The organism is Nocardia sp. BMG111209 (assembly GCF_000381925.1).
Taxonomy (GTDB): Bacteria; Actinomycetota; Actinomycetes; order Mycobacteriales; family Mycobacteriaceae; genus Nocardia.
Genome location: NZ_KB907307.1, coordinates 2,811,520 through 2,827,367, shown reverse-complemented (window position 1 = coordinate 2,827,367; position 15,848 = coordinate 2,811,520). Strand labels below are relative to the sequence as shown.

The 15,848-nt window shown below is 69.4% G+C and carries 11 protein-coding genes; 7 read left to right on the top strand and 4 right to left on the bottom strand.

Annotated elements, in window-relative coordinates; all coding sequences use genetic code 11:
* Positions 1-10 precede the first annotated feature (10 nt).
* The 7 genes from G361_RS0113040 (at position 11) to G361_RS0113010 (ending at position 9,933) form a co-directional block, all read left to right on the top strand.
* Positions 11-1,300 (top strand): glycosyltransferase, encoded by a 1,290-nt coding sequence (locus tag G361_RS0113040; protein WP_019927523.1) that lies wholly within the window; start codon positions 11-13, stop codon positions 1,298-1,300.
* Between the two features lie 6 nt (positions 1,301-1,306).
* Positions 1,307-2,656, top strand: coding sequence for a glycosyltransferase (locus G361_RS0113035; protein WP_019927522.1), 1,350 nt, complete (start codon positions 1,307-1,309; stop codon positions 2,654-2,656).
* 160 nt (positions 2,657-2,816) lie between these two features.
* Positions 2,817-3,263, top strand: coding sequence for a hypothetical protein (locus tag G361_RS0113030; RefSeq protein ID WP_019927521.1), 447 nt, complete (start codon positions 2,817-2,819; stop codon positions 3,261-3,263).
* Complete coding sequence (locus tag G361_RS0113025) at positions 3,263-4,639, top strand: hypothetical protein (protein ID WP_019927520.1); 1,377 nt, start codon at positions 3,263-3,265, stop codon at positions 4,637-4,639. The genes G361_RS0113030 and G361_RS0113025 overlap by 1 nt, the downstream gene beginning before the upstream one ends.
* Entirely contained in the window at positions 4,636-5,997 is a 1,362-nt protein-coding gene (locus G361_RS0113020) for a VWA domain-containing protein (RefSeq protein WP_019927519.1), read from the top strand. The genes G361_RS0113025 and G361_RS0113020 overlap by 4 nt, the downstream gene beginning before the upstream one ends.
* A 13-nt stretch (positions 5,998-6,010) precedes the next feature.
* A complete protein-coding gene (locus G361_RS0113015) occupies positions 6,011-7,123 on the top strand; it encodes an AAA family ATPase (RefSeq protein WP_019927518.1) in 1,113 nt (370 codons plus the stop codon).
* Entirely contained in the window at positions 7,120-9,933 is a 2,814-nt protein-coding gene (locus tag G361_RS0113010; protein WP_019927517.1) for a DUF5682 family protein, read from the top strand. Before G361_RS0113015 ends, G361_RS0113010 begins: the two co-directional genes overlap by 4 nt.
* Before the next feature lie 170 nt (positions 9,934-10,103).
* Here the strand turns inward: G361_RS0113010 and G361_RS46905 are convergent, their stop codons facing one another.
* From G361_RS46905 to G361_RS0112990, 4 genes are read right to left on the bottom strand one after another with little or no spacing between them, the layout of a single operon-like run.
* Positions 10,104-11,813, bottom strand: coding sequence for an NHL repeat-containing protein (locus G361_RS46905; RefSeq protein WP_019927516.1), 1,710 nt, complete (start codon positions 11,811-11,813; stop codon positions 10,104-10,106).
* On the bottom strand, positions 11,806-13,611 hold the full coding sequence (locus G361_RS46900; protein WP_019927515.1) for a caspase, EACC1-associated type: 1,806 nt from the start codon (positions 13,609-13,611) through the stop codon (positions 11,806-11,808). Before G361_RS46900 ends, G361_RS46905 begins: the two co-directional genes overlap by 8 nt.
* Positions 13,608-15,284: a caspase family protein gene (locus tag G361_RS0112995; protein WP_026342987.1), complete on the bottom strand. Its 1,677-nt coding sequence runs from the start codon at positions 15,282-15,284 to the stop codon at positions 13,608-13,610. Before G361_RS0112995 ends, G361_RS46900 begins: the two co-directional genes overlap by 4 nt.
* Positions 15,268-15,843 (bottom strand): effector-associated constant component EACC1, encoded by a 576-nt coding sequence (locus G361_RS0112990; protein ID WP_019927514.1) that lies wholly within the window; start codon positions 15,841-15,843, stop codon positions 15,268-15,270. Before G361_RS0112990 ends, G361_RS0112995 begins: the two co-directional genes overlap by 17 nt.
* Positions 15,844-15,848 lie beyond the last annotated feature (5 nt).

The window sequence follows — 15,848 nt, the reverse complement described above, 5'->3', positions numbered from 1 at the left end:
AGGACGAGCCATGCGAATCACGTTGTTGACGGCGGGAACCCGCGGTGACCATCAGCCGTATCTCGCCCTCGCCGACGAATGTCGTTCCCGCGGGCACGAGGTGGCGATCACCGCGACCGAGAACTACGCGGAGGTGGTGCGGCGGGCGGGTTTCCAACCGCACATCATCCCGTTCAACTCCGCGGAACTGCTGGAGACCACCGACGCCAGACGCGCGCTGTCGTCCGGCAAGACGCTGCCGTTCGTGAAGATCATGCGCGACACGGTGCGGATCATCGCCGGTGAACGCGGCGAGCAGATCCACGAAGTCCTCAGTGCCGCATGTGATTCGGCGGACGCGATCGTGACCTGCGCGTCGACGCTGCCGTGGGCGATGGAACGCCGGGAGAAGACCGGTCAGACCGTGGTCGGCTGCCTACCCTACCCGCTGGAGCGCACCGGTGAATTCCCGTCGTCGTTCATGGTGAAGCGCATGGTGTCGCCGCGCTGGCTGCGGCTGGCCAGCTACGCCGGATTCGAGACGGCCTACGGCCTGGCCTACCGCCGGGTGGACCGGCGGATGCGGGAAGTGAACGGCCTGCCCGGCGGCCCCCGCAACCCCTTCCGGCGCCTGCGTGACGACGCGATCCCGTTGGTGCACATGGTCAGTCCGATCCTGCTCCCGAAACCCGCGGACTGGCCGGACCGTTCGACCGTGGTCGGCGCGCCGATCATGCCCGAGCGGTTGCGGGCCGCCTGGGGCGAACAGGCGATCGACCCGGCGCTCATGGACTGGCTGGACGCCGGCGAACCGCCGATCTACTTCTGCATGACCGGAATGCCGGTGCTCGATCCGGCCGCCTGCTGCGCGCTGATCGCCGCGGTGTGCCGCCGACTGGGCGCGCGGGCACTGGTCACCTTGCGCGGCGACGAGCTGCCCTACGGCGCCGGGTACGACGGAAACCTGTACCTGGTGCGATCGTTCGACTACGACCGCGTGCTGCCGCGCTGCCGCGCGGTCGTCCACCACGGCGGCAGCGGCAACACCCAGGATGTCCTGCGCGCGGGCCTGCCCGCGGTCGTGATCGGCGTGCACAGCGACCAGTTCTTCTACGGCTGGCGGATTTCCGCACTCGGCATCGGCGACGATTTCCCGTATCCGCGCCTGACCGAGGATCGCCTGCACCGGGCGCTGATTCGTGCCCTGTCACCCGAATCCGTCGCGCGGGCACGCGAACTCGGCGATCGAGCCGCCACCGAGAACGGAGTCGGCGCGGCGGCCGACGCGATCGAACGGCTCGTCGTCGCCGCGGCGGTGTGAGCCCCCGTGCACATCGCGCTGTTCAGCGACTTCCACCCGGACACCCTCGGCGGCGCGCAGACCGCGCTGCGCGCACTGAGTAGCGGACTGCGCCGCGCGGGCCATCGCGTGACCGTATTCTGCGCTCCCGCACCGGTTCTCGGTCCCGGAAACCCGCCGGACGCCGTGCGTACGCCGCACGCCGCCGACGCGGCGCCGCGCCCGCGTCCGGAAGTCATCTCGGACAGCCCCGCCGCCGGTGCACACTCCGCGCCCGCCGATGTCGTCCTGCTGCGTGCTCAGCCGTTCTCGATGGCCAACGGCCTGCCGATCGTCCTGCCGACCCGTGCGAACGAGCGCACGATCGACGCCGCGTTCGCCGACCGTGCCCCGGTCGACGTCGTCCACGCGCTGACCACCTACGGGTGCGGGATCGCCGCGATCCGCGCGGCCCGGCGATACGGCGTCCCGCTCGTCCAGACGTTGCAGAGCCGCGACGATATGGTCGTCGAAAAGTATTCACCCGCACCGTATCTCGGCGCGCTGACGATGCGCCTCGTGCACGGCCGGTACCTGCGCGGCCCCGCCGTGCCGCGCAGCGCCGGCGCCGGCCGGACCGCTCGTCTGGCCTGGCGGCCACTGCTCGCGCACGCCGCGGCCGCCGATCGGGTGATCGCGCCCTCCCGGCACTTCGCCGGCCGGCTGGTACGGCACGGCGTCCGGACGCCGATCGACGTGGTGTCCAACGGTATCGCCGACGAACTGCTGGACGGAGCACTCGACCCGGGCCGCGATGCCCGCGACGAGTGTGCCGCGCCCGCAGGCGATCCCGCGTCACCCGCGCCACTGCGCACGGTCTGGTGCGGACGCCTGTCCGCGGAGAAACGTCCCTTGGAGGCGATCGAGCTGGTACGCCTGACCCGCGACTGCGGGCTGGATGTCTACGGCGCCGGACCACTGCTGGATCGGGCCCGCGCGCTGATCGCCCGGCACGGCCTCGGCGACCGGGTGCGGCTGCACGGTGCGGTCACCCAGGCCGAATGCCTCCGCGCCATGCGCTCCGCCGACCTGCTCCTGCTCACGTCCGACTGCGACACCCAGGGCATGGTGCTGCTGGAGGCCGTCGCCTCGACCCTCCCGGTCCTGTACTGCGACCCGGATCTGACCGAGACCCTGCCCGCGGGCGGAGTGTGCGCCGCCGACAGCTCGGTCCGGGCCATGGCCGCCGCGCTCGGGGACCTGGTCGGCGACCGGGACCGGATCGGAGTGCTGCGCGCGGAGTTGGCACCCGTCCGCGACGAGCCGCGGCAGTCGCGACACCTGGGCCGGATGGTCGCCGTATACAACGAGGCCCGGCTCGGCCGCGAACCGCGCTGAGGCGCGGGCCCCGCCCCGCTCGCGGGCCCTCCCGCCGAACTTGTCGGTGCGATGACCTATGTTGATCCCATCGCGACCGAACGGGAGGCTGAGGGTGGTCTCGAAATCGATTGACCTTCAAGCAGATACGCTTGATCCGGCGCGCGTTGCCGCGCAGCCGATGGTGGCGCCGGCGGCGCCGCGCAAACTGGCGAAGGTGCCCTTCGTGGAGCTCGCCGACGGCCGGCTGCAGGGCGTGGTGTCGAGCGGGTCGGATATCGCCCGCGTCTACGTCGCCTCGATCACGGCGGGCACGCACGGGCTGAGCTGCAGTACCAACAACAATCGCCCCTGCGGCGGTCTGTCGGGCAACTATGCCTGCAAACATCTGCAGTCGCTGGTCGACGAGGCGGTTCTGCAGTACGGGCAGGATCGCGTCGCCCGGTACCTGCGGGTGGAGGTGCCCGCGGAGGGCTCGATCCTGCACAGCCTCAACGGAACTCGTGATCCGGCCCCGGCCGCGGCGGTCTTCGCCCGGTTCCTGCGGCACCTCACGTATCTGGAGCTGCCGGGTACCAGCACGCCGATACCCGAATTGCACTGGTTCCCGGCGGGGGTGGGTCGCTGATGCTGGGAGTGCAATTGGGCGCCCTGCTCGACGGCGCGCCGGCGGGTGTGACCGAGGCGCAGCAGGTGGTCGCCGACTTCGACGACGCGCTGGTCGACGGATTCGCCCGGGTGGGGGAGCGGCAGTCCACCGCGTTGCAGGCGCTGGCCGCGGCGGTCGCCGGATCGCCGCTGGGCGCACCGGTCGCCGAGGCCGTCGCGGATCTGAGCACCGGCGTCGTCGGCCGGGAGCGGCTGGCCGCCCTGGCCGCCGCCCGGTCGGCGATCAACGGCGCCGTACACGACGCGCTGCTGGACCGGCTCGACACCGCGCTGGGCCGCACCCGCGCCGGCTGGGAGCTGCCGGACACCGGCCCGGCCGAGCATTTCGCCGTCGACGGCTGCCGTGCCTGGCTGGCCGAGGTCGCCATCGCCGGCTGGTGCGGTGTCGACGACGATCTGATGGCCTCCGCCGATCGCGCGGTCGAGGCGCTGCTCGCGGAGCCGTCGCTGCGCCGCTCCGCGGTACTGCTCGACGGTCTGGCCGCCGAGTTGCGGGCCTGCGATCCGGTGGTCGCGATGGCGCAGGTGCCGGCCCGCCGCTGGGCCGACCTCTGGTCGCGCGCGCTGCTGTTGTCTTGGCGCAGTACGGAATTCGAGGCCGAACCGGTCTCCGGCCGGCTGCTCGTCCTCGGCGCGGATGTGCACGAGCACAGCACCGCGGTCCAGGTGCAGGTGTACGCGGTCCTGGAGGCGGCCGGCGCCGCGCCACGGCGCGTGCGGGTCAGCGTCGGCGCCGCCAAAGTCGACACCATCGTCGGTCCCACGGTGTGGCAGTTGCTGAGCGGGCACCCCCACCTGATGACGGCGCTGGCCGAGCACCGCGCTCTCGACATCACCGAGATGCCGCTGTCCGCGAGCGGCGACCTGTGGTGGTACGACGATCGGTCGGCCGTCGGCACCCCGGCCGACCCGTTCGCGACCGCGACGGTGCACCTCGCCGAGGCGCTCGCCCCGGCCGTGCCACCACTGGATCGCGACCCGGTGCACATCGCGGAACCGGTGTTCCTGGAGGGCTACCGGATCACCGACGGCGCGCTGTGCCTGGACGGCCACACGCTCCGGCTCGAACTGGACCGGCTACCCGCCTCGGGCCCGCTGACGCCGGTGGCGGTGTCGAACTCCGCGGCCTGCCTCGGCCTGCTGCGCTGGGATGCGGGCCAGTGGTCGCTGCGCCCGCTGGCAGTGCGCCGCAAGGTCAAGGGCGAGCTGGTCACCATCCATGGCGGCGACTGGGCGCTCGGCCCGACCGACCCGAAAGTGGCGAAGGCGCAAGCGAAGTCGGGCGACTCCATCACTGTGCTCCGGGAGCGCGCGGGAAGGCTGCTGCGCAAATGAGTACCGTATCCCCGCACTCGGCCGACCCGGCCGGACACGAGGCCCGGCGTCAGGTGCTGTACTGGCGCCTGCTGGCCGGTATCTTCGGCGACGAGCCCCAGCCCGCGCTGGAGACGGCCGCCGCCGCCATCGTCAAGGATATCGATCTGCCGCTGGCCGTCCTGGACCGCAGCGTATCCATCGACAATGTGGTGCAACGGTTTCCGGACCTCGGCCCCGAATTCGAGGGTATCGACCTCACCGGTCCCGACGCCGCCGACGAGCCGGAAACCGGCACGGTGGCAACCGATTCCGCCGCGCCGCCCACCGCCGTCGGGGCGCGCGACGTCCGCACCGCGGCGCTGGCGTCCAAACTGCTGCTGAACATCTTCGCCACCGGGTCCGGTGCGGTGAGCGCCGACCAGCTGTCGGGCTGGCAGGCCGATGCGAGCTGGCTGCGCCGCGCGCTCGGCCCGGAGGGCTGCGTATCGGTGCGCGGTGTCCTCGGTGAACTGGAATCCGATCTCGTCGGCCGGATGCGGCTGCGGGAGGTGCTGGCCGATCCGCGGCTGGCCGCGCAGCTGACCCCGAGCATGTCGCTGATCGAACAGCTGTTGCGCGACAAGCACAATCTGTCCGGGGTCGCGCTCGCCAATGCGAAGGCGCTGATCCGGCGTTACGTCGACGAGGTCGCCCAGGTGCTGCGCACCCAGGTGCAGCAGTCCAGCGTCGGCGCCGTCGACCGCTCGGTGCCGCCGAAACGCATCCTGCGCAATCTCGACACCGGCCGCACGATCTGGAAGAACCTGCCGAACTGGAATCCGGAGGATCAGCGCCTCTACGTGGATCGCCTGTACTACAAGCATTCCGCGAAGCGCACCACCCCGGCCCGGATGATCGTGGTGGTCGACCAGTCGGGTTCGATGACCGACTCGATGGTCAACTGCACCATCCTCGCGTCGATCTTCGCCGGCCTGCCCAAGGTGGACGTGCACCTCATCGCGTACGACACCCGTGCCCTGGATCTCACCCCGTGGGTGCACGATCCGTTCGAGGTGTTGTTGCGCACCAACCTCGGTGGCGGCAACGACGGCCCGATCGCGATGGCGATGGCCCAGCCGAAGATCACCGATCCGAGAAATACCGTGCTGGTGTGGATCTCGGACTTCTACGAGTTCGACCGCTCGCAGCCGCTGTTCCAGAGCATGGAGGCGGTGCACCGGTCCGGGGTCAAGCTGATCCCGGTCGGTTCGGTCAACAGCTCCAACCAGCAGAGCGTCAACCCGTGGTTCCGCGAGCGGTTCAAGGCCCTGGGCACCCCTGTCATCTCGGGGCGCATCCAGAAACTCGTGGACGAACTCAAGAACTCTCTCGACTAGGAGATCCGAGAGCATGACCGAAATCCTGCGCGCCCCCGCCGAAGTCAAATACGCCGAGGAACTGGACTGGCTGGAGTCCGTCGACGACGGCCACAAGCCGTTCGCGTGGCGGCTGAGCCCGAAGATGGTGCGGCTGTTCATCCTCGGCTCCGAGCGGGCCGACGGCCTGGACCGGCAGATCGAGCAGAAGTGGTTCGGCGACCGGAGTTTCGTCGAACGCAGCATCGTGACACTGGCGTCGGACCGCGGCCTGCTGCTGATCGGCGATCCGGGCACCGGTAAGAGCTGGCTGGCCGAGCTGCTGTCCGCGGCCATCAGCCGCAACTCGACGCTGGTGGTGCAGGGCACCGCCGGCACCACCGAGGACCACATCAAGTACTCGTGGAACATCTCGATGGTCATCGCCAAGGGCCAGTCCCGCGAGTCGATGATCCCGTCGCCGATCATGACCGCGATGGAACAGGGCGTCATCGGCCGCTTCGAGGAGCTCACCCGCTCCACCAGCGATGTCCAGGACGCGCTGATCTCCATCCTGTCGGAGAAGTACGTCTCCATCCCCGAACTGGACGACGACAACATCGTCTTCGCGCAGCCCGGCTTCTCCATCATCGCGACCGCCAACAGCCGCGACCGCGGGGTGAACGATCTGTCCTCGGCGCTCAAGCGCCGGTTCAACTTCGTGCGGATCCCGGTGGTGTCCAACAAGCGCAGCGAGGCCGAGATCGTGCGCTTCCGCACCTCGGAACTGTTGCGCCGGCACAGCATCGAACTGGAGCTGCCGCCCACCCTGCTCGACATCCTGCTGGACAGCTTCGCCGATCTGCGGGCCGCGTCGGCGGCCGCGAGCGCCGACGACGACAAGCTGGAATCGGCGCTGTCCACCGCCGAGCAGATCGGCGTCCTCGAGGACGCCATCCTGCACAGCCAGTTCTTCGGCGACCGGCAACTGCGCGCGGAGACGCTCGCGGGTTCGCTGATCGGCTCGCTGGCCCGGCGGCAGCCGGAGGACCTGGCGATCCTCAACAAATACCTGCACGGTGTGGTGGAGCCGCGCACCAAGTCCGGCGGCGCGGACTGGAAGGAATTCCTCGAGGGTGGCCGCGCCGCGATCGCGAGGCTGTCGTGACGGTCTCGGCGCAGGTGGCCCCGGCCACCACCACCTTCGCGGCGCTGCGCGACCAATTGGCCGCCGCGGCAGCGGCTTTCGCCGGCACAGGGGCAGCGGGCGACATCCTCACCGGCATGATCGACGATGTCGACCGCGCGCTGTCGCAGCGTCTGGAAATCTTTCCGGTGTGCCATCATTCGCCGGCCTCCGGGCTCGCGATGGTGCGCCGTCTGCAGGAGAAGCGGCCGGAGGTCGTCTATCTGGAACTGTGCGAAGATCTGCGCCCCCTGATCGATGAGCTGAACAACTGCTCCCTGCCGGTGGCGCTCCAGGCGTTCGCCAGCGAGATCGAGGGCTTCCCGGCCCAGTGGGCGCCGCTGTCGATCGTCGCCCCGATCACCGAGGCCTCGGCCGAATACCAGGCCATCGCCTACGCGCTGGACACCCCCGGCGTGGAGCTGGTCCTGGTCGACCGCTCCACCGACCACGTCTTCCAATGGTCGCCCCGGGAGGACGAGAACCCCGGCCCCGCAACACCTTCGGAGTCCGGCGAGGGTGCGCCCGAACCGGAGTCGGGCCTGCACGGCGACTCGGTCGGCATCGAGATCGGTGATCTGCGACCGCGTTTCGACGAACTGGAGCAGTACCTACTGCACCACGGCAAGGTCCGGCACTGGTCGGAATGGTGGGACCAGTACGTCGAACAGCCGCTGGCCGGCGCCGATTACGACACCTACCGCCAGGTGATGGTGATGATCGGCAGCCTGTTCCGCCGCCTGCGGCAGGGCAGCACCGCGGTCGACGAGGACCGCGAGCGCTACATGTGGACCCGCATGCGCGAACATCTGGCCGCCACCGGCACCGATCCGGACCGCTGCCTGTACGTCTGCGGTGCTGCCCACGCGGCCAGCCGGGTCGAGCAGTTCGGCGTGGAATCCCGCGCGGAATTCGAGATCACCCCCCGCACCGGGACCGTCTGGCACTACGGCCTCATCCCGTCCAGCCACTCCGCCATCGAGGCCCAGTTCGGCCTGGCCGGCGGCGCGGTCTCGATCGCCGCCGCCACCTGGTCGAAAGCATTGCGCCGCAGCAAACTACAGCCCTTCCGCCTGGCCGGCCAAGCGGGCACGAAGAAACCCGCCAAACGCAAAGCGCTCCCCGCCACCCCACCGCCACCGGCGCCCACCGACCGCCTCTCCGGCTTCCTGTCCACCCCGCCGCTGCTGGACCCCTTGGACGAGGCCGAACTGCTCGAATGGTCGGTGGACATCGCCCGCCTGGCCCGCCGCAACGGCTACCTGGCCAGCACCGCCGACGCCATCGCGGTGTTCGAGACCTCGATCCTGCTCGCCGGAATGCGCAATCGCACCCGCCCGACCCCGTACGACTTCCAGGACGCCGCGATCACCTGTATCGAGAAGGATCGCGTACCCGGCCGCCGGGATGTCAAGCGGCTGTGCGAGATCCTGCTCGGCGGCGACCGGATCGGCCAGGTCGGCTACGCGGCCCTGCCACCCCTGGCCCGCGACGTACTCGACCGCCTGCAACCCCTGGGCCTGGACCTGTCGAAACGCACCCTCCAGCGCGCCCTGCTGGACCTGCGCGCCGACCCCCACCTGTCGACCTGCTCGGACCTGCTGTGGCTGCTGCGCCGCCTGCTCCCCGCCGACGCGGCCCGCCCGATCATGGGTTCGCGCAGCCTGGGGGAGAAGTCGATCCAGGAGAGCTGGGATCTCGGCCTCGGCAAATACCAGCGTTACCTGGTCGAGCTCGGCTACGAGGGCGTCACCGTAGAACAGGTCCTCGAACAACGACTCCGCAAGGCGGTCAACGAATCCGGCGCGACCGCCGCCGTGGCCCTGGCCGCGGTGGAGGACGCCCTGGTCTTCCTCGGCTCGGTCCGCCTCGCCGACGAATTGGGTTCCCGCGCAGTCGAACTGCTGGCCGCCGAACGCAGCGTCGACGGCGCCCCCGAGGTCCTGCGCCGAATCCGCGCCCTACTGGACTACTTCCGCGCCACCGCGACCGGATTACCCGACTGGTGCGCCAGATTCGTGACCGCGGGCTACGCCCACTACTGCACCCTGCTCCCCAGCGCCTTCGTCGCCGACGACACCACACCCGCACAGGTCACCGCCATGCTCGGCTTCCTGTTCGGCATGGAGAACCTGGCCCTGTCCCTGGGCTGCGACCACACCCAGCTGGAACTGGCCGTCCAGCAATCCCACCCGGAGGCCCCCACCAAGGTCGCCCTCCTCTGGGCGGCCCGCTACCAACTCGGCCTGCTGTCCCTGCCCGAGCTCCGCCACCGCTGCGACGACATGCTGGCGAACCCCCTGATCCTCCCCACCTTCCCGGACTACATCCTCGGCTTCGTCCACGCCATGGACCCGGCCCCCACCCTGAAACCCTTCGTGGTCGAGATCCTGTCGAAATCCTTCGGCACCCTCCCCGACACGGTCCTCCTCCCGTGGCTCCCCGGCCTGATCACCAACCTCCGCAACCACGCCGCCGACCTGGTCCCCACCCTGATCCGCGAAGCGTCCCGCACCTTCCCACCCACCCTGCCGACCCTCGACACCTGGACCCCACCCTGGTCCACCACCCCGCCCCCCGACACCACCCCCCTCCCACCCCCACCTCCCCGAGGCCCCCTCACCACCCTCCTGACCACCCACCCCACCACCAGCACCGCCCTGGCCACCCTCCTGGGCTACGAAACCACCTGGGAACAAACAACTCCCACGCCCGAGAGCCCGGTCGCCGTCCTGGTCGACCGCTATCCGAGCGCAGCGAACGCCCTGGCCACAACCCTGGCCAGATCCTGATTCGCGCCGGCTCGGCGCCGTCCGACCTGCCACGCCCCGAAGCGGTGCTCGGTGTCGGTCGGCGCCGGCGCTCGGGGGTCTGCTCGGCTCCCCAGTCTCCGGTCGGTGATCATCGCGCGGCACAGTCGCCGGTGGGTCGATCAGCTGTTGGCGCCAACTCGGCCCTGCGATCAGTGCTTGATCGCGAGCTGCCACACATCCTTGCTGTAATGCTCGACGACATAGATGTCGGCGCCGGTGGCGTCGACAGCGATCGAATCACCGGCAAAAGTCGCCGGCAGCACGGTGGAGGTCGAGGCCCCGGCTGTCAGGCGCCGGATCCCGTTGCCGGCGCGATCCTCGACATAGACGCCGCCGACAGCGTCGACCGCCAGGACAAAGGTGCTGCTCGGGGCTGCGTCCCCGGTGAACGGCAGGGTGGTCGGCGTGGACGACCCGGCCGCCAGCCGCAGCACGCGGTTGGCGTCCGGAGTCGCGAAGTGGCTGTGGCCGGCCGTGTCGGTCCACGCTCCACCGGTGTCGAGGACATAGACGTCACCCGCGGGGTCGGCCGCCACCGCGACCGGATTGGTGAGGTGTGGGAACGGCACCGTGCTCGGGGCCGAGGCTCCTGCCGCCAACCGCAGCACCGTCTCACTCGCGATGTCGAGCACGTATACGTCGCCTGCGGCGTCGACCGCAACGGACGTCGGGGTGCCGGTGATCGGCAGTGTGGTCGTCGCGAGGGCGCCCGCCGCCAGTCGTAACACCCGATCGTGCTTCCCGTCGGCAACGAAGACGTCGCCTGCGGCATCGACCGCGATCGATTGCGGAGTAGCGGTGATCGGCAGCGTGATCTGGGCCGAGCTGCCCGCCGGCAATTGCAGCACTCGGTTGTTTCCCGCATCGGCGACATAGACATTGCCTCCGGTGTCGACTGCCACCCTCATGGGAAAGTTGAGGCCGCTGAACGGGAGCAGCAACTGTGTGCCGGGGACGAGCGAGGTCGGCCGGCGGGCGGTGTGCCGATCCGCGCGCAGGACGGCGATCCCCACGACGGCGGCCACGAGCACGGCCACCGCCGCGGCCGCCGCGATCAGACGCCGGTGACCGTCGACCGGAACCGGATCGGGCAGTGGCGCAACGTAAGCAGGGTTGCGAGTGAAAGCGAACGTATCGGGTGGAGTGCCGCGGTACTCCAACCGGGGTACGGGCGCGACGGGCAGCGGAATGTGCGAGTAACGGTCGGCGATCCGGCGGTGGATGTCGGTCACGGTCAGATACGCAGCGGCGTCGATGATTCCGTCGAAGACGGTCTCGACGAGAAATCTCGTGAAGTAGGGGAGCCCGTCCGGTGTGCTTTCCCGCGGCGCATCCTCGTTGTGACCGCACGCGGTCCAGATGTAGGTGCCCGTGCCGGCCGGGATCGCGGACTGCAGGGCGGGCGCAGCGGGCCGGTTGCGCGGAGATCGGGTGGCGATACCGGAACAGTCACAGTCCAGGATGACGATTATCGTTCGGGCCGGGCAATTGTGGCGCATCTCCTCTCGTAACTCGTTCAACGACAACGAGGTTGCGAGTCGCCGCCGGGAATCGTCGCTGGTGTCGGTCCAGGCGAGACCCAGGTCGTCGCCGGGTAGCGGCTGTGCGTGACCGACGTAGTAGAAGATCAGCACGCCGGTGGTGCCGTGGATCGACTCGACGACCTCCCGGAAGACCGAGTGATCGGAGGATCGGTCGCGGATCTCGGTGATCTGCGACGGGTGCCAGCCGCCGGGGCCCTGCAGGGCGGCCCGCATCGCGGTCAGACCACCTGCTGCGGCCGGGAGCGGTTCCGATCCGAATCCTGCGGTGTAGACCGAGGTTCCCATCAGGATCGCGTGCGAGGTCGGATCAGCCATCGGCGGGCACCCGCCAGACCCGGTTGCTCGTCACATCGGTGTAGTAGAGGAAGCGGCGATCGGCGCCGGCCGCTATCCCGGTGGGTTGCCCGACTACCGAAATATGCACGGGTACAGTCGATTCCGGAGTGAGTCGCAACAGCTCGCGCCGGTAGGTGAGTGCGGCATAGACGGTACCGGCGGAGTCGACGGCCAATCCGTCCGGTCCGTCCGTGAAGCCGGTGGCCGTCAGAGCGACGAACTCCTGCGATCCCGCCGCCAGCCGTGAAACCACGCCGGCTGCCGGTTGGCTGACGTAGATGTCTCCCGTGGCACCGACCACCACACCCGAGGGATGGCGCAGACTCAGCCCGCCCGATACCGGCGTCGAATTCGACGTGCCGGCCGCCACTTTGCCCAGACCGGCGTCACTCCCGGTGAGGATGTAGATGTTGCCGGCGGGGTCCACCGTGATGCCGTGCATCGGCGCGGTGAGCCCCGTGACCAGTGTTGTCGGTTCACCGGCACCTTTCGCATACCGCAAGATCTCACCGCCGGCCCCGTTGGCACTGACGTAGAGGTTGCCGCCGGTGTCCACCGCCACCGCTTCCGGGCTGCCCGCGCTGTCCGGAAATGACAGCGGTACAGGCGTTTTGGAACCCACTGCCAACCGCAGCAGGCGATTGTTCCCGGTGTCGGCGACATATACGTCGCCGTCGGCGGCCACGGCCACCCCGCGTGGCTGTTTCAACCCGGTGAACGGCAGTTCCACCTGCGAGCCCGGCGAATCGGCGACGGTCGCGGTGGCCGGATCCGTCCGGAACGGGTGGGCCAGCAGCACGACGACGATCGCCATTGCGGCGAGTGCCACGGTGGAACCGGTGCCGAACGTCCATTTCCGCCGCCGGGAAACGTGCTCCGCGGATTCGGATTCGGATTCGGCAGGCTGCTGTGATGCGGGCGGAAACGAATCGTACTCTGCGACAGTAGAATTGATGTCCCGGACGGCCGATTCGGTGGACGCGCCGAAGGCGAGGTTGCGCGCGAAGGGGAACGCGTCCGGCGGGGTCCCGCGAAACTCCAGCAGCGGTTCGGGTTTCACCGTTGCCTCCGGCATCGGCATGTGCGGGTACCGGCGAAGGATCTCCTTGTGGACATCGGTGACGGTCAGCATCGCGGGTTTACTCGCGATACCGTCGAACATCGTCCGGGTGAGGGATTTCGTGAAATACGTCAGCCCGTCGGGTGTGCTCTCGAAGAAGGTGTCCTCGTCGCCGCAGGCGGTCCAGGTGTAGGTACCCTCACCGTGCAGTGCCGCGGCCTGCTGCACGCGGGCCCCCGCCTCGCCGGTCCCGAGCGCATACCTGGTGGCGATCCCCGACGAACAGCAGTCGAGGATCAAGATCTTGACGCCGGCATCGCAGTTGTACTGGATCTCCCGCCGTAGTCGGCTGACCCGCAAGGACGTTGCGAGCCGTAACTTCTGGTCCTCGCTGGTGTCGGTCCACGCGAGCCCCAGATCGTCACCCACCAGTGGCAGCCCGTGACCGACGTAGTAGAAGATCAGAATGCCGGTGGTGTCGTGGATCAGTTCGGTGATCCGCAGATACGCCGGTCCCGCGCAGCTCTCGTCGAGCAATTGCGTGATTCGAGTCTCCGGCCAGCCGCCCGGCCCCTGCAGCGCGGTCCGCATCGCGTCGAGGCTGCGGGCCGCGGCCGGCATCGCAGCCGATCCGAATCCGGCCGTATAGGTCGACGTGCCGATCAGAATCGCGTGCGATCCGGCGAATGTGTGGTCGGACAGAGCTGTTCCCTTCATCGGTCCGCCTCGAACCGCCACACCTGGCCGGACTCGGTGACGTAGAGGGTGTTTCCGGCGGCGTTGACCGCCACCGCGACCGCGGCCGCGGCGCCGCTGAACGGGAGGGTAGCGGCTGTCGCCGCCCCGGCGAGCACGCGCAGCAACTGGCCGTAACCCGTGACGAAGACATCACCCGCGGCGTCGACCGCCACACTGTCGGGTGCGATACGGGTCAGTCCCGGCACCGTAGTGGGAGTCGAGGATCCCGCGGTCAGCCGCATCAGCCGGTTCTGCTTCGAGTCGATCACATAGATGTCGCCCGCGGGGTCGACCGCGATGCCGGTGGGGGCGGTCAGGCCGGAGACGGACACGTCGGTAGGGGCGGTGCCGCCGACCGCCAGCCGCAGCACCCGATCAGCCGTCGTGTCGGTGACGTAGACGTCCCCCCGCGCGTCGACCGCCACGCCGCCAGGTTTGGTGAGGGTGAAGGGCAGCGCGGCGAAGGTCGTGGATCCAGCCGCCTGTCGCAGCACCCGGTGGTTGCGCGAGTCGATGACGAAGATGTCGCCCCCGGCGTCGACCGCCAGCCCCTCCCGGAGGAGGTCGCCGGTCTCCGCATCGGCGAACGATGAGGCGGTGCTGGAAATGGCTCCCGGTGCGAGCCGCAACACCCGGCCGCTGCCATGGCCGGCCTCGCCGATCGATACCCGGCCGGTGTCGATGGCGTACACCGTGCCCCGGCCGTCGACCGCCACACCACCGAGGGCATCGACATCGGTGAACGGCAGCGATATCTGCTCGGCGTGGGAGAAGGATGGAACGGTCCGGCCGCTGCCGAGGTGTACGACGAGCACGACGACGGCCGCGATGACCACCGCCGCGACCGAACCCGCGAGCACGACGGCCCGCCGGCGCGGCCGGGGCCGGACGAAGGCGAAGGTGTCGGGTGGGGCGCCCTCGAACCGCAGCCGGGGTTCGGGTTTGACCGGTGCCTCGGGTATCTCGGTGTGCGCGAACCGCTCGAGCATCCGATGGTGGATGTCGGTGACGGTCAGCGTCGCCGGTGCGACAGCGCCGCGAGCGGTTTCGGTGAGAAACTTCGTGAAGTAGGTCAGCCCGCCGGGTGCACTCTCGAAGAACGTGTCCTCGCCGTGCCCGCACGCGGTCCAGGTGTAGGTACCCTCGCCCGTGAGTTCGGCGGCTCGCTGGACCCGGGACGCAGTATCGGTGCCTTGACCGTATGCCGCGGCGATACCCGAGCAGCAGCAGTCCAGGATGAGGATCTTGATCCGGGCCGAACAGTTGTGCTGTATCTCTTCGCGCAAGTCTCTCAGGCACAACGAGGTCGAGAGTCGCTTCTTCGGATCCTCGCTGGTGTCGGTATACGCAAGGCCCAGATCGTGGCCCGGCAACGGTTGCCCGTGGCCGACGTAGTAGAAGATCAGGACATCGGTGGTGTCGTGGATGAGGGTGACAATCTGCTGGAAACCCGTTCCGACACAACTGTTGTCGCGTAGCCGGGTGATCCGTGAGCGCGGCCAGCCGCCCGGCCCGCGCAGGGTGGCGCGCATCGCGGCGAGACTGCGGGCCGCGGCCGGCACCGGCTTGTACCCGAATCCGGCGGTGAAGTGCGAGGTGCCCACCAGGATGGCCCGCGACTTCGCGAAGTCGATGTCACTGCGCCGAGCCATCGGCCTCCGATTCCTCCTCGGCCGATGCCAGGGCGCGGGCCACCTCCATGACCGTCGGCAACACCACCGCCGCATTCGTCATCCCGACCGCGAAGCGCCGCGCTCCGACCACGATTTCGATTGTGCCGCGCTGAGATTCGATCCACAGTTGTAGCGCTCTGATCGCCGCTGCGAGCGGACCACCCGTCCCGCTCCGCACCGACAGGAAATCCCATCCCGACCCCATCGCCCCGGCCGCGGTCGGCTGTGGCACGGCACGCACGGTGACCTCGGGCCGCCCGCTCAGCCACTCCTGCAACTCGAGGACGCCGGTGGGACTACCGATATAGATCTTCAGCTCGATCTTCGGCTCCTCGGGCTCGCTCCCGGGACCGGGAGTTGCCGCCGCAGAACGAAATTCATCGATCGGCGCCGATGTGAACGCGGGTGTGGAACCGGCCAGCGCCGACAGCAGCCGCCGGGACACGGTCCGCTGTTCGGGAGCCGGCAGTTGCGCGAAGGCCGGAGTGGAACCGGCCAGACCGGACAACAGTCGGCGGCCGAGACGGCGAGTATCCATATCGA